Annotated in this window: 15 protein-coding genes; 3 read left to right on the forward strand and 12 right to left on the reverse strand. The window is 50.9% G+C overall.

Annotation, left to right across the window (positions count from 1 at the left end):
- Position 1 precedes the first annotated feature (1 nt).
- The 12 genes from Cabys_RS07815 to Cabys_RS07870 form a co-directional block, all read right to left on the reverse strand.
- Positions 2–2,557: a TonB-dependent receptor gene (locus Cabys_RS07815; RefSeq protein WP_006929771.1), complete on the reverse strand. Its 2,556-nt coding sequence runs from the start codon at positions 2,555–2,557 to the stop codon at positions 2–4.
- Between the two features lie 16 nt (positions 2,558–2,573).
- A complete protein-coding gene (locus Cabys_RS07820; protein WP_006929772.1) occupies positions 2,574–3,968 on the reverse strand; it encodes an Ig-like domain-containing protein in 1,395 nt (464 codons plus the stop codon).
- 189 nt (positions 3,969–4,157) lie between these two features.
- Positions 4,158–5,843 (reverse strand): T9SS type A sorting domain-containing protein, encoded by a 1,686-nt coding sequence (locus Cabys_RS07825; protein ID WP_006929773.1) that lies wholly within the window; start codon positions 5,841–5,843, stop codon positions 4,158–4,160.
- A 35-nt stretch (positions 5,844–5,878) separates the two neighbouring features.
- Entirely contained in the window at positions 5,879–8,134 is a 2,256-nt protein-coding gene (locus Cabys_RS07830; protein WP_006929774.1) for a DUF4832 domain-containing protein, read from the reverse strand.
- A complete protein-coding gene (locus tag Cabys_RS07835) occupies positions 8,122–10,068 on the reverse strand; it encodes a glycoside hydrolase family protein (RefSeq protein ID WP_006929775.1) in 1,947 nt (648 codons plus the stop codon). The genes Cabys_RS07830 and Cabys_RS07835 overlap by 13 nt, the downstream gene beginning before the upstream one ends.
- Complete coding sequence (locus tag Cabys_RS07840) at positions 10,068–11,249, reverse strand: amidohydrolase family protein (RefSeq protein ID WP_006929776.1); 1,182 nt, start codon at positions 11,247–11,249, stop codon at positions 10,068–10,070. Before Cabys_RS07840 ends, Cabys_RS07835 begins: the two co-directional genes overlap by 1 nt.
- The gene (locus Cabys_RS07845; protein WP_006929777.1) at positions 11,246–12,058 is read right to left on the reverse strand and encodes a class II fructose-bisphosphate aldolase; all 813 of its coding nucleotides are present in this window, start codon (positions 12,056–12,058) and stop codon (positions 11,246–11,248) included. The genes Cabys_RS07840 and Cabys_RS07845 overlap by 4 nt, the downstream gene beginning before the upstream one ends.
- A gap of 20 nt (positions 12,059–12,078) precedes the next feature.
- Complete coding sequence (locus tag Cabys_RS07850; RefSeq protein WP_006929778.1) at positions 12,079–13,827, reverse strand: right-handed parallel beta-helix repeat-containing protein; 1,749 nt, start codon at positions 13,825–13,827, stop codon at positions 12,079–12,081.
- Positions 13,814–14,773, reverse strand: coding sequence for a carbohydrate kinase family protein (locus Cabys_RS07855; protein ID WP_006929779.1), 960 nt, complete (start codon positions 14,771–14,773; stop codon positions 13,814–13,816). Before Cabys_RS07855 ends, Cabys_RS07850 begins: the two co-directional genes overlap by 14 nt.
- A 58-nt stretch (positions 14,774–14,831) precedes the next feature.
- On the reverse strand, positions 14,832–15,704 hold the full coding sequence (locus tag Cabys_RS07860; protein WP_006929780.1) for an EamA family transporter: 873 nt from the start codon (positions 15,702–15,704) through the stop codon (positions 14,832–14,834).
- On the reverse strand, positions 15,701–17,062 hold the full coding sequence (locus Cabys_RS07865; protein WP_006929782.1) for a class II D-tagatose-bisphosphate aldolase, non-catalytic subunit: 1,362 nt from the start codon (positions 17,060–17,062) through the stop codon (positions 15,701–15,703). Before Cabys_RS07865 ends, Cabys_RS07860 begins: the two co-directional genes overlap by 4 nt.
- Positions 17,059–18,252: an SIS domain-containing protein gene (locus Cabys_RS07870; RefSeq protein WP_217183935.1), complete on the reverse strand. Its 1,194-nt coding sequence runs from the start codon at positions 18,250–18,252 to the stop codon at positions 17,059–17,061. Before Cabys_RS07870 ends, Cabys_RS07865 begins: the two co-directional genes overlap by 4 nt.
- A gap of 201 nt (positions 18,253–18,453) precedes the next feature.
- On the opposite strand from Cabys_RS07870, the gene agaR reads away from it, so the two are divergent.
- From agaR to Cabys_RS07885, 3 genes are all read left to right on the forward strand, one after another.
- Positions 18,454–19,239 carry a transcriptional repressor AgaR gene (agaR, locus tag Cabys_RS07875; RefSeq protein ID WP_006929785.1) on the forward strand — a complete coding sequence of 262 codons (786 nt, stop codon included), beginning with the start codon at positions 18,454–18,456 and terminating at the stop codon, positions 19,237–19,239.
- A gap of 231 nt (positions 19,240–19,470) precedes the next feature.
- Positions 19,471–20,334: an ADP-ribosylglycohydrolase family protein gene (locus Cabys_RS07880; RefSeq protein ID WP_006929786.1), complete on the forward strand. Its 864-nt coding sequence runs from the start codon at positions 19,471–19,473 to the stop codon at positions 20,332–20,334.
- A gap of 39 nt (positions 20,335–20,373) precedes the next feature.
- Positions 20,374–21,795, forward strand: a complete 1,422-nt coding sequence (locus Cabys_RS07885) for an aldehyde dehydrogenase family protein (protein WP_006929787.1) — start codon at positions 20,374–20,376, stop codon at positions 21,793–21,795.
- Positions 21,796–21,888: the final 93 nt, after the last annotated feature.

The raw sequence follows: 21,888 nt of genomic DNA on the forward strand, positions 1-21,888 counted from the left end.
TTCAATTCCAGATTTTAAAACCCAATTGAATGACACGACCGGGACCGTACATGCTGGGATTGTTGGTGTAATCGTGCGAGGTCGCCGGATTGGCGTCGTCTCCGGGTATGCCCGAATCGGGATAAACCCACCACACGTTCTTACGATTGGGCACGTTCAAAATTTGCACAAAAAACTGCTGTTTCATGCCCATGAACTTAAAGTTTTTGAACAGATTCAAATCCAGCGAATGAATCCAGGGCGCGCGCTCGCCGTTGGGATCGAATTGAGAGCGGGTGTAGGGCAAACCGCTGGATGCGCTGCCGTAAAGTGAAAAACCGAAACCGTTGTCCGCCTCAAAGTAAATGTTTGCGCTCAGCACATGCGGTTGATCCCAGTTTGCCGGAAAGGTTCGGGCCTCGTCAATAGGCACGGTAAACAGCACCGACGTGCTGACAAAGGTGCGCGAATAGGTGTAGTTGATGGTCGCGCTAAAATGATCGCTGAAATATTTCTTAAAAGAAACTTCAACGCCTTTAACCGTGGCGTAATCCATGTTTTGCAATAATTGGAAACGTCGGCCGTCCGGCGTTTGACTGATCATCGTGCCGATTAAATTACTGGTTTTGCGGTAAAAGCCGGTTACGTCCAGGGCTATGACATCGGAAATTTTGTTCTGAATGCCCACTTCATAATTTACGGTTTTTTCTGGTTTGATGCTCAGCCCGGCGATGCCCGTTTGCTGTTCGGCCAGCGCAGGGTTGGGTCGGTACTCGCCGGTGATCTCATTAAAGAAGTTGCCTTCATAAATTTTAAAATAGGTGGGGAACTGGTAATAGTGTCCGTAGCCAAAACGCACGGCGGCCTTTTCGGCAATGGGGAAACTGATGCCCAGACGCGGCGTAACGTAAGAGACCGGCTTTTCGTCTTTTAAGGGCGCTTCTAAATCCCACAAATTAGCCAGATCGTCCAGAATTTTACGTTTGGTCTGGTGGTAGTCAAAACGCAGGCCCAGGTTGACGATCAGGCCCATGTCCATGAATTCCATCTTTTCGTTCACATAAGCGCCGATGTGCAGCGGCTGGAACTTGTAGCCTTCCAAAATGGCAAATCCGTCGGGATTGCGGCGCGTGAGGCGTGTTTCCATTATTTCGGCATTAACGCCTAACGAAATATTGTGAATGCGCGTCAATTGATTCACATAATCCACGCCCGCCTGTTTGCGCTTGAAATAGGTGTCAAAATAGACCCAGTCTTCGCCGGTAATGGAAAACTCGGCCGTGCCTGTCTGAGGAAGAACGTCGTACTTGGCGGGGTCGTCGTAAACATACGATTTAAAGGAGCGTTCGTAATTGGCCGCATAAAATTTTACAAAACTTTTAGGCGTGAGGGTGTAATCGATTTTCGTGTAGAGCAGGTCGTCGGTTAACCAGACGCGCGGCGTGCCGTAAGGATTATATTTAAAATAATGGTTGTACACGCCCTTCTGGTTTTTGGCGTAGTAACCGCCCAGCGAAACTTTAAGGGCGTTGGAAGGCTTCCAGACGAGTTTGCCAAAGGAAAATTGTGTGTCCAGGTACTGCATGGGCACCTTTTTGGGCGTGCCGCTTTTATCGCGTCCTTCGCTGTTCACATATTCCGGATAGATGTAGCCGTAAATGTAGCCGTCTGTGCTGTAAATACGGTTGGCAAAGGTAAGCCCCACATTTTTTAAAAAGGGCAGCGCCGAATTAAACATTACCTCCCAGCTGTAGGTGTTGTGCGACTGGCTGTCCAGGCCATGTTTGTCGGTAAGCGCTTTAAAAGCCACTTTTGGACGCGCATCGATGCGGTCAAAGGTAGAAATGTTAACCACGCCCGACATGGCTTCGCCGTAGCGCGGATCGAAGGTTCCGGAATAGGTTTCCAGCGAGCTGATCATCAGTTCGCCTAACTGATCGATACTAAAACCGCCCCACAGGCCGTCGGTGACGTTAATCCCGTCCAACAGATAAAGGGTTTCGTTTTCGCGGCCGCCTCTAAAGTGCAGTCCGTCGGTGGGAACGGTGGCGAACTGTCCAAAAGCAGGCATGCTGGAAACGGGCATGGTTCTTAACTGCGGAACAACGCCCGCCTGTTGCACCAGAATGTCCTTCATGGTCGAAAGAGGCACCTGGCTAATTTCGTCGGCCGTTACCGCCTGAATTTTGTAAGTCAGGTCTTTTTGCACGGGCGGGGTTTTGTAAGCCACCACGGTAATTTGCTCGCCCTCCAGAATTTGCTGAGCCAGCTTAAAATTGACGCGGGCCGTCAGGTTGGACATAACGCGTACCCCTTTTTGCACCTGTTCGGTGTAGCCGATCATGCTGGCGTGAACATCGTAAACCCCGGGCGGAACGTTCAAAATAACATAGTAGCCATCCTGATCGGTCGAAGCGCCCAGACTAAGTCCGGCGATGTACACGTTGCATCCGGGCAGCGGTTCTCCGGAACCGGCGTCCGTCACCTGCCCAACGATTTTACCTGTGTTTTGCGCCAGGGCATGGCCGCTCAACAAACCAACGATAACTGCCGCGACAATCAATATTACTTTTTTCATAGCGCATCTCTATCTTTTAATTTTGATAGTTGTTTTTACTAATCGCAATGTACTTTAAGCTGCCAGGCACTTTTACCTGACTGAGTGGTTTGAGCGTCCTGGTTTCGATAATCTGCACGGTGGAATCCTGCGGCGTGATGGCGTACAGCAGTTCATTGCCATGGGTTAAATCCATCTCTTCCATGTCTTTTTCCCAGATTAACTGCTCCACGATCGTTTGACTGGCCAGGTCGATTTTTAAAATTCCACCCACAAAGTCTTTATCTACCTTTCGGAAAAAGTTCAAAAAGTAAGCGTCCTGCGACATAACGCCGTCAATATTGTAACCGTAGCCGGTTTCAATTGTGAGGGCTTCTTCGCTCTGAACATCCAGGACAATCACTTTATCGGAGCGGCTTTCGGCCAGATAGATGTAGCGTCCGTCCGGCGATATTTCCATGTCTGCCGCCTTTTTGTTGTTTACCAGAACGTTTTCCAGGTCTTTTTCCACCGTGTAATCGCTGGCCTTTACCACGCGTATTTTGTAATCATTGGAAGAAAAGAAGTACAGCCTGTCGGTAACCGGGCTGTAAACCACGCCTTTGGGCTTGTAGCCGTCGGTAAACGGTACGGTGCGCTCTACGGAAAGGCTGGAAAGATCGATGACGCTGAAGCTTTTGGCCGAGTTGTTAGCGACAATGGCCCGACCGTCGCTGGTGAAGGTAAGATTGGTAGGTCCCAGGCCAACTTCCAGAGTACGAACCGTGTTCAGACTTGCAGGATCAATAACTGTTACGGTTCCCTTGCTGATTTTGATATTCAGCACCAGCAGGTATTGTCCGTCTGGCGTGAATTTCATGTTGGATGTCTGGTAGTCTTCTTCATCGGCTTGCATGTACAGACTGTCCAGATATTGATCGATCTTTCCCACGCGATGGATGATTTGCTTTTCTGATTTGTCGCGAATGAAAACGTAAGGGAAGCCGTTTTCTCCGTACTGGCCGGTTGTGAAAAACCAGGCCGTGACGGGCTGGTCTTCTTTGTAGGGGGCGATCATGGAGTTTCCGTGAATATCGCGCACTCCGCCCGAGAGGGAAACCTGGTACACCTCGGCTGGATTGTAGTTTTCTGAAGGCCGGAAGAGCACGGCGCTGTCAATATCCGCAACATACTCAAACGTTCCCGGAATGGCTCCGCTGACGCTTTCCACCTTAAAATTATCGGGAAAGGTGGAAAGATCCATCTTTTCGCTAAAAACCATCAAGATGGGATCATTCAGCGGCACATTAAGCGTGGCATTATCGTTCTGTCCGAAATAGCGGAATTCCGGCCGCTGATTTTCCACCGGATCGGGCGGCATGCGATCCGGAAGACAACCGAATAATCCGGCCATTAACAAAATATAAGCGATTAATGATTTTTTTCCTGCCATTTTTTTTCCATCCAGTTATGGTGTTTAAAAATCAGGGCGCGTCTTTTAAATTTGCAGTAATATTTTTTTTATCAGCCTCCCTGTATTCCCTCTCTCTTTTTCAGATTCAGAGAGAGGGAAGGGGAGGACGGTATGAGTGGCAAAATGCTGTCTGAATTTTTAAAACCACCCTGATTCATTGTTAGTCATTTAACGGACCAATACCATCTTTTTGGTAACCGAGAAGTTATCCGAGCTCAGTGAGTAAAAGTAAATTCCGGAAGCGACAGGATTGCCGTTCTGGTTCAGGCCATGCCAGGTAACGTGTTTGCGTCCGGGATTGAGCACCTGGTTGTTCAACAGGGTCGCGATCTTCTGACCGGTAATATCGAAAATGGTCAGTGTAACCGGTTGTTTTTTAGTAACCGTAAATTCAATGGTCGTTTGCGGGTTAAAGGGGTTCGGATAATTGGTCACCAGACCAAAGCCTTCTACCGCGGCGCTTGTTTTTTGGTCTTCGATGGCCGTTGACAGCGCTTTGTCTGCAATTTTGTGCACCGAACCGCCGCTGATAAAGTTGTAGTTATAGGCGTAGTACACTTCCGGATAGGCATCCGACCAGCCTTCTACGACGGTATTGGGCCAGTATTCTTCGTTATCCCAGTTTTGATCGCCCACCACGTACAGCCAGGGGCGCACATCCGTATCGACATTAATGGCGGCGCGCGGAATGGCAATTTCTACCGCGTTGTCGTCATCGTTTTTAGCGAACATGGCGTAAGCATCCGGTACGGGAGCGAATTCTTCAAAGGCGCCCATCCAGTCGCCCACGTACTGATAGATCGGCGTGGTGTTGCCCGTGCTGTCGGGATGCAGCGCTGCGCTTAAGTCCACCATATAATCGGCAGCCAGACGCCAGAAACCGCCGTAGCCCAGACCGGTTGTGTCGCCCCAGTTGACATCCAGGAAAATCTGGAAAGCGGGCGCATTGGTGTAATTGTTGTACATTCCGGCAAAGGTGGCCGAAGGATCGATGTCGACGCGCATGTACAGGTAAGTGGAATCGCTGGTCACGTACACATCTTTTACGTCAAATTCCGGGCCGGTAGGCATGTCGCCCAGGTCTTCGGCAATTTCATCCACATCGGCCGGAGGAATGCTGGCCCAGTCCAGCATGTCGCCGTCAATTTCAATGGCAGACATGATATTGTCGCCGTGATGGGCGTAAACCGAACCGCCGTACCAGAAGTCGTATTTGAGCATGTACCAGCCGCCGGCATCGGGCAGTTGGTCGGCGCCGTCGCCCCATTGATAATTAGCTACAGAATAGACCCAGGGACGGAATTCACTGCCAAAGTTGACCATATCGCGCGGAATGGCGAATTCCAGTGAGTTGCCGTCGTCGTTAACAGCCATGGGCAAAGTGCCTAAAAATACAAACTCGCCTTCAGCCCAGGTGGGAATACGGTTGCCGGTGTAGTGGTAAAGCTCGCCGTATTTTTCGACCGAATCGGGATTGAGCGTGGTGGCCAGATTCACGTAGTAGTTCATGGCAATGTTCCACCAGCCCCAGTCGAATCCGGTGGTGTCGCCGATTTCGGTGTCCATGTAAAATTCGAATACCGGCGGATTTTCGAAGTTGTAGAAGTTATCGAAGCTGGCGCCGTCGGCCAGGTCAATCCGTACGTACACGTTAGCTGAATCGTGTGTGATGTACAGATGTTTGAGATCAAAATCCGGATACGACGGCAGTTCGCCGGTCGGTTCAATCAACGGATCCTGATCCAGAGGCTCGATGCCGGCCCAGTCCAGCATGTCGCCGTCGATTTCGATCTGGGCGAATGCAAAGCCGAGCAGCATCGCCAGAGTGATGAAGGTGGTAATGACAAAGCGCATGTTTGTCCTCCTTTTTGTTTGGTTGAACGGTGATGTTATTTTAACAGGATAAGTTTCGAAAATTTTGCATTGTTCCTGGTGATTAATTTTAAAACGTAAAAACCGCTGCCAGCAGAAATGCCGCGTTGATCCTGGCCGTTCCATTGAAAAGTGGTGCTTAAGAGATCAGGAAAAGTAAATATCCTGATCTTTTGCCCCAGGGCATTGTAAATTTCCGCCCTCTGCAGCGCATCGTGCGGCGAAGCGTAGTGAATGGTAACCTGCCCGTTAAAGGGATTGGGATAGGTTTTTATTACGTATTGTTCTGGAACCATTTGCCCCGATTCCTGGCGCGGCAGCGCGGTAACGCTCAGAGCGTAGGAATAGCTGCGTTCGGTGTAAGCGTCGGGCGCGTAGTCATCGTCCACGTTGGGATTATTGTCGTTAACGTTAAAGAGCAGGCCCAGAACATCCCTTAAACCGGCTTCGGCCAGCAGATTGCGATCGACCGCCAGCTCCACGCGGTTGGGCTCGTTTTGACCTTTTTGCAGACCGATTTCACCTTTGTAAGACCAGCTCCACTCGCCGCTGACGCCGGTGTATTTCCACAGCGAGGTGTTTTCCACCATGTAATCGATGCCGGCATAGCTGCCTGCGCTGTGAAAGCCGGTAGATGTGTCCAGATCACAATCGAAAAAGACGTGGTAAAAATAGCCATCTTTCATAACGCCCTGTAAACTAAAGCTGATGTAAATAAAATCTTCATCGTCGGCCGCCCACAAATCGACCAGATCCACATCGGCATTGAGCGCGTCGCCGGCCTGCTCTTCGTCCGGCGCCGTGTCCAGTTGCGGCACATTTTGCCAGTCGTCAAACAGCCCGTCGATGTTGATGGAAGAACTGCCGCTGGCGCTTGAAGTAAAGGGCTCAAAGATCAAGTCGCCGGTGTAATCATCCATGACAACGTTGGGGTCAACTGTGATTTGATGCAGCAGAGCGTTGTAACCGGTGGAATCTTCCCAGATATTGGCGTTGGCCAGACGAATGGCGTATTCCGGACGATCGTGCAGGGCCGGCGCCGGGTCGGCCAGATGGATAAAAATTTCGTACTCGCCGGCAGGCATGTCGGCCGGCAGTCCGCCCTGAACGGCAACCTGAACCGTGTCGCCGGAAAACCAGTAGCGCGGATCCTCCGGGGTGAGCAAACGGTACTTTTTGTTCGTGGTACGTTCTCTTAACACCAGCTCCAGATTGCGCGGATTGTACAGGCTGGCAAAACCCCGATTTACCAGCGAAAACTGCACGTCGATCGCTCCGCCCGGTCTGGCGCTGTCGGTGATGGCGGCCTGCAGCAATCGAAATCGGTAGCCCAGGCGGCGCTCGATTTCCGGCATGCAGCCTTCCTGCTCCCAGGCGTCCAGCACGTCGCGGTTGTAATCTTTGTTAAGCACCGACCAGTGCATGTAGGCCAGGTCTTTTAAGGCGTTGGCGCAGCCAGAATAGGCGCTGGGGCTGCACGTTTCGCCGCCCTGGGGCACAAACTGGTTGTCCTGATGCAGGTAGTCTTTGTCGCCCTGGATGTCGTTCCATAAGTAGGTGCCTGCGTCGGTCTGATCCGCTAAAAAGCAATCGTTGTGGGCGCCGGTGCGCGCTTTTTTGCTGCCGCTAAAGGCTTCTTCCAGGGTCAGCGGATTGGGATCGTTAAAAATTTTACGCTTGTAATCCGGCGTGCGAACCACCACGCAGCGTTGCGCCGGCAGCGCATCTAACAGAGCAAACAAAACCGTCCGGCGATCTTCTGTATTGTTCAAATTATTGGTGGAGTAGTACCATTCGCCCCAGGCGCCGATAAAGCCCGCTTCCATGTAAGCGATGACGTCGTAGTGCTTTTGCAGCAAGGGCTTGAGTTGATCGATGTGCGTTAAAATGATGTTTAACGGGGCGTCCTGGCCGTTGATGTCGTTGGTGTAGGAAAAACGCACCACCAGCTTAACGCCGCCTTTGCGCGCCGTGTTGAAATCCTGTTCAACCAGATCGAGAAAATTCTGATCCAGCGCCTGATCCCGAAACTGGGGAATGGTGTAAATGCGTTGAATGACCGAAACCGCCTGGCTTTTTAAGCTGTTGATCAGCGAAAGCGAAACCGGATTGTCGATTTGCGAACAGAATCCGCGCTCCGGATTAAAGAATATGGCGTCGGTGCTGTCGTAAACAATGGTTCCGGCTGGCAGCGAACTGCTGAGTAAAAGGAATAGTGAAATGGCGCCGACAACCTGCGCCAGACGTTTATTCAACGAATTTAGTTTTGCCATAAAAAGACTCCATGTGAAAGGTGGGTGATTTTAAATCGATAATAGTCGCCCGCTTTTTGCCCCTTTATTGTTTGCGGGCTGCGTAAATAGGGCAGCAAGGTCAAATTATTTTCGGGCAGCAGGGATTGATGAACTTCAATCGTTATTTCGGGAACGGATTGCGGAACGACCTGAACCCCGCCCTGAATGCCCGAAAAGTTAACCAGCGCAAGATGCAATTTTTCATTTAAATAAACCGCTTTAAAGGCCACCGCAGGCGGCGCGCTTACGCGCACGGCGGGCGGCCGGTTTTTAAGCTCTGCGATTTTTTGCAAGGTGGTTTGGGCAAAGGCGCTGAGCGAGTCGTTGGCCGTAAAATTTTGAACGATGCGGTTAAAATGCTGCGCACATAAAGCGTGGTACTGTTTGCCGGGGCAGGGGCTTAAAACCGTTTGGAAATTTTCCAGCGCACGGGGCGCGTCCTGCTGCGAGTTTGCGGTAATGATTAAGCGCACGCCGCGTCTGGCCAGTTCTGCCAGCGCTTTTAATTCTTTGGCATTAAAGCGTTTAACGTTCGGTAAAATCAAAACGCGGCCTTTAAACTCGTTTAACGCCCGGGCGTCAACAATCTGAAATGGGAGATGAGCGTGCAGCGCCATCAGCACAAAACCGGTAAACGATTTGATGAAAGCGTCGGAATGGTAGTTGCGCGTTTGGACCGAAAAATAGATGCCGATGGGATTAACGGCGCGCGCCGGGCCGTAAAAATGCTCCTGATATTGAGCGATCCATTTAAAGACCTGACGACGCGTGGAATAATCGTTAGAGCCAGACATGACGTGCGTGGCTGCGTCCCAGGAGTTGGCGCCGGCAAACAGCTGCGCAGCAAAGAGCAGGCGCATGGCGTCTGCCGGGCGAACGTGCGGATTGCCGTCCCAGGAGTAACTTAACATCCAGGTCGCTTTATCATGAGCCAGGGCGCGAAAGGTCAGCATGCCGACGATGTACTTAAACCAGTCCAGCGGCTGGCGATCGGAAGCCATGTAGGCGCCCTGGCTGTACTCGTGAGCGATGACATCCACCACCGGGTAAAGCAGTGAAGCGTCGGCGCCGACGCGTACGGCTTCAAAATCGATGCCCGGGTAAATTTCGGCGATGGTCAGGCAGTTTGGATTAACCTGTTTGACGTTGCGGTCGATTTCCGCTAAAAAGTCGCGAATCGTCTGCAGACGAAAATCAATCCATTTTAAAAAATTGGGATCGGAAAAGTCGCCCAACTGCAGGTCGCTGCGGGCGTCGATTCCGGTTTTTTCTTTAAAAGCCCGCACGGTAAAATCGTCAAAGCTGGCCCAGGTATTCTCCCAGCCTTCAAAGTGCGTCATCCAATAGGGGATGTCCACGTACACGCCGTCAATGCCGGTGGCGGCGATCTGTCGCACGCGCTCCATGTACATCTGGCGCCAGGGTTGGGCAAAGGGACTGATCCAAACGTCTTCGTCGCCTTCACGAATCCAGAAGGCGTCCTGGCTGCCAAAGACGGCCGGCCGACCGTTGAGATCGCGCTGCACCCAGTCCGGATGATCCTTAAAAAAGGTGTGCGTGCGCTGCGGGGCGTCGGGCGTAATGCACTCCAGGCCGGCAATGTACACAAAAGCGTAATTATGCACGGCGTGAACTCTTTTAGCAAGCGCGCGCAGTTCGTTCAATTTTTGTTGCGGATTCAAAAAACTGTCGTAACGGCCGGTAATGTCGTTGTCCACCTCAATGCCAAACAGGTGGGTGTTCTGCGTGTCGGCAATGATGGAATCGATGGTTTGCGCCGTGAGCGGATGCCCGGAAGTGCACACAAAAAATTGCCACGGCAGCTCGCCAGGTGGCAGGCCAGCTGGCAGGCCAGCTGCCAGGCTGCTAAAAAGTAAGAAAATCACATTGACGAATTGAGCTTTAAAAATCATCAATGGTATGCAATCTCCGCCTTTTTTAAATAGCGTTTTAATTTTTCATCGCGCTGCTGCAGCAGGCGCAAAGCGTTCTGGCGATAAAGTTTTTTCAAAACGGCATCCGGCAGATCAAAGCCGTAATAAGCCCAGTGATAGTTAAAAAGATTTTTTTCGTAAAAGTGCTCGTCTGCGGTTTCCAGGATGCGAAAGGTAACGCGGTACATGTGCGGATCGAAGTAGTTGTCCGTGCCGTAAAGCAATCGATCCTGGTATTTCTGGTAAAAGGCGCGGACAAAACGGGGAATGGTGGCCGTTTCGGCGTAGCGTGCGGAATTGTCGGCCCACAGGTTGGGGTATTTTTCCAGCATTTTCCCCAGTCGCGTTAAATCGTAAGAGAGATTGGCAAAGTGACAGGCGATGAAGGTGGTGTTGGGATGTCTTTTCACCGCGTTTTCCAGCATGTTGATGAGCTGATCGTGCAACAAAATGCCTTTCTCTTTTTTGATGCGCCAGGTGTAAGCATTCATCAGGCCGTCGTTGGTGGAATCCATCGGCTGGTACATCCAGATGGGATCGGCCACGTGCACATTAACCGGGATGCCCATTTCGCCGCACTTTTTTAGTAAAAGATCCATCCGTGGATCGTCGAGGTGCATTCCTTTGGCCTTGGTTCCGGGCCGACGGGCAAAAAGATTGGAGTAGTACATGCCCAAGCCTTTATCGCCTAATTCGCCCACGCCTCTGGCGCCCATGCGCACGCAACGTTCCAGTTCGGCAACGGCTTTTTCCGCCCAGCCCGGTTGATCGTAACCCGTGTAGTCAAATCCGCACCACAGCTCAAAACGATCGCCGTATTTGCTGTAAATGGCGGCGATGGAGTCAAAGGCTTCGCCGTAGGAGCAGGTAAGAATGATTGTCTTTTCGATGCCCGCTTCGTCCATGATCTGCAACCATCTTTCGATGTCCTGTTCGCTCTGAGCGTAAGGATGAGAATGAATGTCGATTATCGGATATCTGGCGCGCTTGACCTCGGTGCGCGGGATGCGGTAAATGGACTGCGGATTGTAATCATTTAAAAGCAGCGTTTCGGATAATGGGGGTTCGGATTTACCTTCGTCCCCTGATTTATTAGAACAGGCGGCGAACAAAAGCAGTAACGTTAAAAACAGACTAAAATTTTTAAATACGATTTTCATAAGTCAAGCGCTTCCATTTTGTTTTTGACCAGTTGGGTTACTTCCTGCCGCGCGGCGGGAAAGACCTTTCTTAAATCAATTTCATCTGTGGTTTTTAAGGTTTTTTTCAAAGTTTGCATGAAGATATTTTTGATTTCTGTGGCCAGATTGATTTTTTGAATACCGGCGTTGATGGCCGCCCTAATTTGTTCGACGGGAATGCCCGAACTGCCGTGCAGCACCAGCGCGGCTGGGGTGGCCTGACGAATAGCTTTAAGGCGTTCGATGTCCAGCCTGGGCGTTTGCTTGTAAAAGCCGTGCGCCGAACCGATGGCCACGGCCAGTAAATCCACGCCGCTCTGTTCGACAAATTGCGCCGCCTCATGCGGTTCGGTAAAGCCGGTCTTTTCGGTGGACTGGCCCAGCTTGGCCACGTAACCTAATTCCGCCTCCACCAGCGCGCCAAACGGACGGGCCATGGCCACCACCTTTTGCGTCACCGCCAGATTCTCTTCAAAAGGACGGTCGCTGGCGTCGATCATCACCGAATCAAAGCCCGCTTCCAGGCATCTTAGAACCAGTTCAGGCGATGCGGCGTGATCCAGATGCAGCCAGGCCTGCGCGCCTGCTTCTTTAATGGCCGTGCGCGCCATGTTAACAGCCGTCTGCAGGCCCATGTACTCGATGGAGCTGGCGGTTAATTGCAGAATAATCGGTCTTTGCATTTCAGCCGCCGCCTGCAAAACGCCTTGCAGGGTTTCCAGATTGTAAAAGTTGCAGGCTAACAGCGTTTGTCCGTTTTGTAAGGCCTGTTTTAAGCTTGTGTGCATTAAACTTCCTCTTACCGTATTTATCGAATTAAAAGCGCCTTTTGCGCCCTTTTTTGACCGTTAATTTCAAGCGTCACAAAATAAGCGCCCGAAGGACAAATTCGGTTTTGGTCGTCTCTGCCATTCCAGCGCAGGACGAACGTTCCCGCCGCCTGAAAGCGGTTGATTAACTGGCGGATTTTTTTGCCGCCAAGGTCGTACACCGCCAGCTCTACTTTGCCCGCCTTATCTATTTGAAAACGAATTTGTGTCTCGTTATTGAACGGATTGGAGTAGATCGATAGCAGTTCAAAAACGTTCGGCGTTGGTTCCGCTTCGTGTGCGGCGCTGGTGGGCTGCAGTTCGTCCGCCCCCACATCCACGCGGCTGCCCGCCAATCGATTTTCATGATCCATGTCCCGCTCATCGTCGGCCGGAATAAACGTGGGACTGCCGGCATCGACGGCCGGCGAAGCGCTGGAAAGGTGGAAATCGGCCTGCGCCGCGTCGGTGAACAGCGGATCGGCAAAAAACGAATGCGCATCCTGGCCGCTACCGGCCTGATAGCCGGAAAAACTGCTGTAATGGCGGTTGTTCCAGGTCCAACTGGCGCTGTTTTCTCCGGCTTCGGCGTACCACAGGTTGTAATCCAGCAGGTTGTTTACGTTGCCGCTTTCGGAGTAGAGCAACACGTTTTGATCGTTGGCGTAAAAGATATTGTTGTACAGCTCGTTCTCTTCGGCGTATTGAATCCACAGCTCGCCCAGGCCCTGATGCTGCACATCGTTTTGGTAGCAGGTGTTTCCGGTAAAAACGCAGTTTTTTACGCGGCCGGTGTTTACATCGTAGCCGCCAAAGACCAAACCGGCTTTGTCGTTTTTGTAGATGATGTTATTGCGCACCGTAATGCCGGTGGTGACCACGTTCTGATTTTCAGCGCCGATTTCGATGCCCAGATCGCATTCAGAGACCACATTGTTTTCAATAATAATATCCTGCCCGCCGTCCACGTAAATGCCCGCGGCCCAGCCTCCTCCATAAGACGAGTTGGCTCGATACACCTGATTCCATGCGCAGCGTCCATTACGCGCAAATCTGGAGCTCAGCCAGTCCTCGCCGCCAATAAAGTCGATGCCAATGTTGTTCACATCTTCTATCAGATTATTGGTGACCTCAAACTGCTCCACGTTGCCGTTTAAGGTGAGTGCCTCGCTCCATGCCGGATCGCAATCGTGAATGTGGTTGCCGTCGATGATCAGGTGGTTAATGGAGCGGTTGTCATCGGCGCCGTAGATGGTGATGCCCATGGCGCCGCCGTCTTGTGCGCCGCCGCGAATCTCATGAATTTCATTGTCGCGGATTTCAATGTAAGAGCCATAGCCGTAAACGCGGATACCCGATCCCTCCGGGGTATTGACGTTGCGAATTTCGAAACCGATGATGCGTACGTAGCTGACATTTTCCAGATAGATCATGTCGTCTGTGTAGCTGGCCGGATTGTTTGGCACGCCCGAACCGTCCAGAATGGGATGTTCGCCCGGGTAGGCCATTAAGGTGATGTAACCGTTCGTCGCGTCGCCGCCGTGATCGAAATTGATTTTTTCAAAATAAGGGGTAGATTTTTCCCGCACCAGGATGGAATCGCCCGCCGAAGCATGGTCAATGGCCGCCTGCACGCTGGTGTAGTGTCCGCCGCTTTCCGCCACAACAATGACGTCGGCCCTGTTGTTTGTGACGGAAAAAATGAAATGAAAGCAAAGATAGAGAACAATGAAGTTACTTTTCTTCATAACCAAAACGCTCTTTTGCGATTTTCATTACCTGATCGAAATTTCTGAAAGCCGTAGTGCCTCCGGCGGCTGTGGTGTTAATGGCTCCGCAAAGGTTGCCAAAACGCTGGCACTCTTCCAGCGGCGCGCCCTGAATAAATTTAAAGATGAATCCGGCATTAAAGCTATCGCCTGCGCCAATAGCATCCACAACCTGCTCGTTTTTGAAGGCCGGCAATCGGATTTCCTTTTTCGTTTTACCGTCGAAAAGATGGGAACCTTCGTTTCCCAGTTTTACGACGACGGTGTTGATGTTGGCCCCCAGTTTATGGACCGCTTCTTTCAGATTGACCTGTCCTGTTAGGTAAACGAGCTCCTGGCGATTGGGTAAAAAGATATCCACATAGGGTAGAATATTTGCGGCGTCCAGTTCCCATTTTTCTTCGGGATCCCATTGCATGTCGAAAGAGGTGGTCAGGCCCAGCTCTCTGGCCATCCTGAACAGCTGGCCCACGTCTTTTTTGATGCCGGGTTGCAAAAAATACGAAGAAAAGTGCAGATGCCGGGCTTGCTTTAACTGTTCGGCAGAAATGTCTTGAATCGTCAAATGATTCATGGCGCCGGGATGGGTGATCATGGCCCGGTCTTCCTCATAATTCAGAACAATGGTTGCGCCGGTGTTTAAATTTTTGTCCTGGATGATGAACTCCGTGCTCACGCCTTTTTTTTGCAAGCTGTCCAGCGTCAGTTGACCGAACTGATCGTGTCCGATTTTTCCTATGAAGGCAACCCTGGCTCCCAGGGCGCTCAGGTTGCTGGCAAAGATGGCGGACGAACTGCCCAGGGTAAGGGTCATCTGATCCGCTAACTTTTCCTTGCCCATTTCGGGAAAACCGTCAATTTTGTTGAGAATTAAATCAACGTTCAATTCGCCCACAACAATCACATCATATTTTACCGAACCCATTCCTTACACCCCTAAACTTCTAAACTCCTAAACTCCTAAACCTCTAAACTCCCACCCCTTATTCCTCTTCAATTGCCAGTAAAAAGGCCGACACAATGGCCAGAACCATACCTGCAATAATGACCGGCTGGGGGATAACCTGGTAAATGATCAACGAAATCACAATGGTAATCACCGGCGCCAGGGCATTGGTCATGGGGCTGACGATCATGGCCTTTCCATAGCGAAAAGCAAAAACCAGCATCAGGGCGCCGATGGAATTGAGAATCTGGATCATGGCCGTCAGGTAGGGCCCTTTAAAGCCCCAGTTGATCGGCTGTGAAAAGTCGGTCATCAATAAGGCGACGGGGATGAGCAGAATGCCGGTTAGAGTCATGTAAAAGAAGATGCTTTCGGCTTTCATGGTTTTGTTTGCAAACTTCATGACGTAGGCCTGAAAGCCCCAGGCCAGAAAGACGATCAATGAAAGAACGATCCACAGGTAGCCGCTGTCTCCATTGTTGGTGGCGGATTGATAAGAGAGCAGTGGGATAGCGATCAATGCCAGCACGATTCCCAGCCAGCCGCGCACGCTGGCCCGTTCTTTTAAAAAGATGTAAGATAATAAGATGGTTACCACCGGCGAGAGAGAAATGAAAGGAAAAACCAGGTACGCCGGACCGGATCGCAGGGCCTGAAAGAGAATGAGCTGACCGCCGGCTCCGGTAAAGCCGATTACCAGGCCTAAAAAGATCGATTTGCGGTCGCTTTCCAGTTTCCAGCCCACTAAAGAGAGGGCAATGGTTGCGGGAATAATCATGGTTAAGGCCCAAACGGAGTAACCCAGCGTGGCCGGGAAACCCGCTTTTTCCGGGATTTCGATTAAAGCGCCCCACACGCCCCAGAAAGTGGTTGTGATAATGGCGTAAAGTAGCCAGGGTCTCTTCTTCATAGTCGCTCCATTGCTAATGAATTTTGATTTTGCGTGAATGTCAAAGAGTTTTGAATTTGCGTCGCCTCCGCGTATTGCTTTAATACGCTTTGAATTTTGTTCAAAATCAGCGCCTGCGGATCGTTGGTTAACGTTCCTTGGCGAATACGTTGGTATTCCTCTGGCATGAACTGGCTTACCAAAGTTAGAGGAATGGAAATTTGTTGCAAGTTTTTTAGCAATTGGCGCAGGGCCTTTTGAACCTTTGGAAACGGCCAGTAGTAACGAATGCGGTCGCTCAGGCTAAACCGCTGCGCAAAGCGTACTTCTTCCTTTGTTCCGCCGTAATGCTTTTGCCAGTAAGCAGGGTTTTTGTCCATCGTTTGGTCCAGCGTTTCCAGAATGGCAGAAGGTTTGAGCGCTCTGTGCAATGGCAAAAGCTCTTTTTCCATAAAGGCCAGAGCAAAAATGGCTTCGCGCAGGGCAAAGGTGAGCGCAGGCCCGACCTTTAAAATGGCAAAGTGATCTTTTACCATCTGGCGCAAAAGAGGTGCGGTCTGGTAATCAGTAGAGTGCGCTTCATAAACCAGCTGCGAATGGCTTTCAATAAAATCTTTTAAGGCCGCCGCTCTGTCGGGAGCGTATTCAAAAACGATTTGATCGGCGAATTCAACGCCTGGCTGCACGACAACGGCGCAAACTCTTTCGTAAGCCGCTTCCAGGCCGTTTTTTTCAAAGGCCCGCCGCACGTGATCAATGGTCTGTTGAACCTCTTTTACCTCCGTAATATGGATCTGGTTCAGCGCTTCTTGCGCGCCGCCCGGGATGGGCACGTCGCTGCCGACAATGTAAACAGGCGGCGGAAAGAGTTGGTCGCTCTGCCGGTAAGTTTGTTCGGCCACGGCGCATAATTCTGCGGTACGTTGAGCGATTGTTTCGACTGGAAGGCGGCCGGCGGAATCTGTGGCATCGTTTTGCAAGGGCATGGTGGCGTCTAAGTGGATTTTGGAAAAGCCGGCTTTAACATAAGCGGCAATCTGCTCTCTGGCGTAGTCCATGGCCCGGGAGGCGCTCAGTTTTGTCCAGCGGTTGGGCCCCAGATGGTCGCCGCCCAGGATTAATCCCTGTGGATCGTAATTGTTTTCGGCTGCCAGTTCAAGCGTCATTGTTTTAAAATCTTCGGGCCGCATGCCGGTGTAACCGCCGAATTGATCTACCTGGTTGGAAGTGGCCTCAATAAGTAGCAAAGACTGATCCTTTTGCGCCTGTAGCATGGCCGCTTTCAAAACAAAGGGATTGGCCGAACAGACGGAATAAATACCGACCGGCGTTCCTTTTTTGTGTCGCTCGATTAATTTATTTAAAGGATGCAGACTCATGCCTTTTCCAATTTTTGTTCATAGGGATACAGTTTAACGCCCTGAACCACACGACTAATGGCCCCGCTAACGGACGGTTGATCGGGTTCAAGGTCGAAAAAGAGCGATTTGTAAAAACCTAACATCTGCGCCGGCAGAACGCTAACCACGGTTAAAAATTCTTCGCCCAAACTCGTATGGTTTTCGTTGAGAATGATTTTTAGCTCGGGTTTTATTCCCGGCAATTCGCTTTCGGAAATGGCAATCCCGAAAATGCCTTTCTGGCCCCTGTAAATCGACTTAACCAGATCCATCTCGTATAGCTGGGGATAACGGCGATTGGAAAAGATGTACACCATCAGCGTTTCAGAATCAATCACCGCCTTGGGGCCATGTCGAAATCCTAAAAAGGTGTCAAACTTGCAAATGACCTTGCCGTCGGTTAATTCTTGCAATTTGAGATGAGATTCCCGGGCAACGCCCTGAAAAATGCCAGACCCCAGAAATACCGCCCGCTTAAAAGGCAATTGCGCGGCCTGTTTTATAGGCAGCGCATACTGGCTTAAGACTTTGTGACCGTAATCGGCCAGGGTTTCAACCGTTCCTTCCAGCAGGTGTAATTCATCCAATCTGGAAATAAGCAGGCCGGAAAGCAACATGGATGTAAAGCTGCCGGTCATGGCCAGACTCTGGTCATTGGCCTCCGGAGGAAGTAAAAAGACGAAGCTGTTCGCTGGATTGGCTTTTTGCGCCAGATGGCCGTTGGCATTGCAGGTGATGATAAGATGATGAATGTCGTCGCAAAATTCATTGGCCAGTTCGACGGTTTTAATGCTTTCGGGACTGTTGCCGGAACGGGCAAAGGAAATCAGCAGAGTGGGCGTCTGGCGTAAAAAGTAGTATTCCGGATGGGTGACGATGTCGGTGGTGGCAACGGCCCGGCTGACCAGGCCGAGGTTTTTCTGGAAAACGCCCTGCAAAACTTCGCCAATAAAGGCCGAAGTGCCGGCGCCGGTAAAAAGAATCTGCAATCCCGGCTTCTGGAACAGTGGGTCTAAAAAACGGCGCAGTTCGTCTTTTACGATAGTCAGGAACTGGAATGTTTTAAGCCACAGTTCGGGCTGTCCGGCGATTTCTTGCCCGGTGTTCAGGGCGCCAAGGTCTTTAAGGTCGGAGTAAGAAATATCTGGAAACAATTTAAAACCTTTCAATTACTTTCGTAAAGTATCAAATCCTTTCGTAACGAAAGATAATAAAGTTGTAAAGACTTGTCAAAAAAAATATGAAAGCTTTTGAATTTTTTTTCATCTGTCTATTAATTTGTTGTAAATTAAAGGCATGGGCGGTGATTGACAGGCGCTGCATTATTTTTTAAGTTAGTTTGGAAAGAGTAATGAAAGGTTTTGAAAGTAATGGCTGTAGAAGAACATGATCGGGAAATGACGGTTCAGCGTCGGGCCAGAATCTTAGAGCTCATTGAACGGGAGGGACAGGTGCAGGTTTCCTCTTTGAGCAAGGCCTTCAGAGTTAGTTCGGTAACCATTCGCAATGATCTGTCTCATCTGGAAAAGAAGAATCTGTTAATCCGCACGCGCGGCGGCGCCATTCGTCCCCAGCGCGTGGCCGTCGATTTTAAGATTACCGAAAAGGCGCAAAAACACTTTAAAGAAAAGCAGGCCATCGGGCGTAAGGCCGCCGAATTGATTCAGGAAGGCGACACTATTATTCTTGACTCCGGTACCACCACACAGGAAATTGCCAAAAATCTGGGGCATTTTAAAGAGCTAACGGTGATCACCAATGCCCTGAACATCGCCCATCTACTGGCTGATTACACCAATATCCGCGTGCTGGTTCCCGGCGGCATTTTGCGGAAAAATGCGCTTTCCCTGGTGGGGCCCATGGCCGAAAGCGCCATTAAGAACTACTATTGCGATAAGTTGTTTCTGGGCGTGGATGGCATCGACGCCCAGTTTGGCATTTCCACGCCCAACGTGGAAGAAGCTTACCTGAACCGAATCATGATCAGCATCTCGCGCGAGGTGTATGTGGTTACCGATTCCAGTAAATTCAACAAACGAAGTTTTGCCTTTATTGCGCCTATGGAAAAGATTAACGCGGTAATTACCGACCAAAATATCCCGCCGCAAGAACGGGAAAAGCTGGAAAAACTGGGGCTGCAGGTCATTTTGGTTTAAACAGCGCGAGGCGCCGGCAAATACAGCAAACAATACGGTCGGGCCTCAAAAAATAGCGGGACCGTTGCAAACCATGATGTATTGTAGTGTTATCCCCATGGTGAAACGAACTCCCCCGTTCAGTAATTTTTCTCATAAAAAAGCGCGCCTCTTGATTTTAATTGAATATGGTTACATTTTTATAAACAAAGAATAAACGTTGAGTACGGCTCTGTAAGGCGGGTGAAAATCATGCCCCATTCGATTCGTCTCATGTTCCTCAGTCTGGAAGGCCTGGCCCTGGGCGATGCCTTTGGCGAGCAATTTTTTAACAGGGCCAACGCCAAATATTTTCATGCGCAGGCGTTGCCCCCGGGCCAGTGGAAGTGGAGCGACGATACGCACATGGCCTTATCCATTGTGGAGATGTTAAAAGAAGAGGGGACCATCGATCCCGACATGCTGGCAAAAAAATTTGCCTTTCGTTATTCTCAACAGCCCTGGCGCGGTTACGGCTGGGGCGCCGCCCGTCTTTTACGGGCCGTTGCCGAAGGCGGCGACTGGCGGAAGCTGGCGCCTGCATTATTTAAAGGCGGTTCCTATGGCAACGGCGCAGCCATGCGCGTCGCCCCGCTTGGCGCCTTTTTTAAAGATGATTTCCAGCGGCTGATCAATGAGGCGCGCAAATCGGCCATGGTTACCCATGCGCATCCCGAAGGACAGGCCGGCGCCATTGCCGTGGCTGTGGCCGCCGGTCTTGCAGGCAGAAAGGCGAAATTGACGGGTAGCGATTTTATCGCCGTTGTGGCAGAATGGACGCCGGAGAGCGTGGTGCGCGATAAACTCATTTTAGCAACGCGCATGGAGGCTGAAGATTTTGATAACGCCGTGCAAACGCTGGGAACGGGCCGCCGTGTTTCCGCTCAGGATACGGTTCCCTTTTGCGTTTGGTGTGTCGCCCATTTTGGCCATCATTTTGAAACCGCGCTCTGGAAATGCGTGGCCGGCCGCGGCGATATGGACACCACATGCGCCATCGTGGGAGGCATCGCAGCCCTGCGCTGCGGCCGCCTGCCGCAAAACTGGCTGGAACATCGCGAGCCGCTGGAAATTTGACGATGGTTAAACGGTAATTATTTACAGAGGATGTCTTTTATGTCGGAATTACAAGCGGAACTGCAGCAAGCCATTGACCGAGTATTTGCCCTGCAGCAGCAAAACCGAGCGGAGATGTGCGCCAGCGATTGGAAGGCGCGTAAACGACGACTGAAGAAAGTAGAGCGCTGGGTTGTCGATCATCAGGCGGAAATTCGCCAGGCTCTTTACGCCGATTTTAAAAAGCCGCCCGAAGAGGTGGATTTGACGGAAATTTTTATCACGCTTTCTGAAATTCGACACGCCCTACGCCATTTAAAAAGCTGGATGAAGCCCGTAAAGGTGAAACGTACGCTGCCGGTTTTAACTGCCAAAGCCTGGATTCAATACAAAGCGCGCGGGGTGGTGTTGATTATTTCGCCCTGGAATTTTCCCTTTCATTTAACGGTGGCGCCGTTGATTTCCGCTCTGGCAGCCGGAAACTGCGTGATTTTGAAACCGTCGGAGTTTGTGCCCCATGTGGCGCAGCTGCTGAAGAAAATGGTGGAAGAGCTCTTTCCTCCGCAAGAAGTGGCCCTCTTTTTGGGCGACCATCGGGTGGCAGAGGCCCTGCTGAAAAAGCCTTTTGACCACATCTTTTTTACGGGAAGCACGCGAACAGGAAAGCTGGTCATGCGGGCGGCGGCCGAGCATCTGAGCAGCGTTACGCTTGAACTGGGCGGCAAGTCGCCGGTTATTGTGGATCAAACGGCCAATTTGAAAGACGCCGCTAAAAAAATTGCCTTTGGCAAGTACATCAATAGCGGGCAGACCTGCATCGCACCCGATTATGTGCTGGTGCACCGCCAGATTAGAGAACAATTCGAAGGGCTGCTTAAAAATGAGATAATTAGCATGTTTGGCGCGGATGCCAGGCAGCAAAATGTTTATGCGCGGGTAATTAACGACACGCACCACCAGCGGCTGACGCACATGATTCAGACCAGCGTCGAAGGAACGGGAGAACTGCTTTTGGGCGGCGAGTCTGACGCCAGCGAACGCTTCATTTCGCCCACGTTAATTCGTCTGGAAACGCCGGATGGCGCCTTAATGAAGGAAGAAATCTTCGGTCCTATTTTGCCGCTGATCTCTTTTGAAAGCGTGGATGAAGCGCTCAATTTGATCAACCAGATCGATAAACCACTGGGATTGTACATCTTTTCCCACAATCGATCATTCATCGAACGCATCATCCAGGCAACCGATTCCGGCGCCGTTTGCATTAACGACGCCATGCTCCATTACATCCATCCAAATTTACCGTTTGGCGGAGTGGGGCAGAGCGGTCAGGGCAACGCTCATGGCTTTTACGGCTTCCGGGCGTTTTCTTACGAACGGGCCATGTTGCGCCAGGGAGCGGTCAGCCCTTTAAAGTGGCTCTATCCGCCATACTCCGATTTGAAAAGGAAGTTGATTGGCTGGATTATTAAATATTTTACCTGAATTTAAAGAGTCAGGCGCGGTGAATTTCTATTGATCGCCTGCGCTTTAAGGAATAACTGATTTTTAGCGGCATTTATTTAACGAAGAGATCGC

The sequence above is a fragment of the Caldithrix abyssi DSM 13497 genome (assembly GCF_001886815.1).
In the GTDB taxonomy this organism is placed as follows: domain Bacteria; phylum Calditrichota; class Calditrichia; order Calditrichales; family Calditrichaceae; genus Caldithrix; species Caldithrix abyssi.

Coding starts and splice junctions, on each gene's coding strand:
- Cabys_RS07885 (WP_006929787.1), top strand. CDS start 20,374: ATGTCGGAATTACAAGCGGAACTGCAGCAAGCCATTGACCGAGTATTT.
- Cabys_RS07880 (WP_006929786.1), top strand. CDS start 19,471: ATGCCCCATTCGATTCGTCTCATGTTCCTCAGTCTGGAAGGCCTGGCC.
- Cabys_RS07865 (WP_006929782.1), bottom strand. CDS start 17,062: ATGAGTCTGCATCCTTTAAATAAATTAATCGAGCGACACAAAAAAGGA.
- Cabys_RS07860 (WP_006929780.1), bottom strand. CDS start 15,704: ATGAAGAAGAGACCCTGGCTACTTTACGCCATTATCACAACCACTTTC.
- Cabys_RS07845 (WP_006929777.1), bottom strand. CDS start 12,058: ATGCACACAAGCTTAAAACAGGCCTTACAAAACGGACAAACGCTGTTA.
- Cabys_RS07825 (WP_006929773.1), bottom strand. CDS start 5,843: ATGCGCTTTGTCATTACCACCTTCATCACTCTGGCGATGCTGCTCGGC.
- Cabys_RS07855 (WP_006929779.1), bottom strand. CDS start 14,773: ATGGGTTCGGTAAAATATGATGTGATTGTTGTGGGCGAATTGAACGTT.
- agaR (WP_006929785.1), top strand. CDS start 18,454: ATGGCTGTAGAAGAACATGATCGGGAAATGACGGTTCAGCGTCGGGCC.
- Cabys_RS07815 (WP_006929771.1), bottom strand. CDS start 2,557: ATGAAAAAAGTAATATTGATTGTCGCGGCAGTTATCGTTGGTTTGTTG.
- Cabys_RS07835 (WP_006929775.1), bottom strand. CDS start 10,068: ATGATTTTTAAAGCTCAATTCGTCAATGTGATTTTCTTACTTTTTAGC.
- Cabys_RS07830 (WP_006929774.1), bottom strand. CDS start 8,134: ATGGCAAAACTAAATTCGTTGAATAAACGTCTGGCGCAGGTTGTCGGC.
- Cabys_RS07840 (WP_006929776.1), bottom strand. CDS start 11,249: ATGAAAATCGTATTTAAAAATTTTAGTCTGTTTTTAACGTTACTGCTT.
- Cabys_RS07850 (WP_006929778.1), bottom strand. CDS start 13,827: ATGAAGAAAAGTAACTTCATTGTTCTCTATCTTTGCTTTCATTTCATT.
- Cabys_RS07820 (WP_006929772.1), bottom strand. CDS start 3,968: ATGGCAGGAAAAAAATCATTAATCGCTTATATTTTGTTAATGGCCGGA.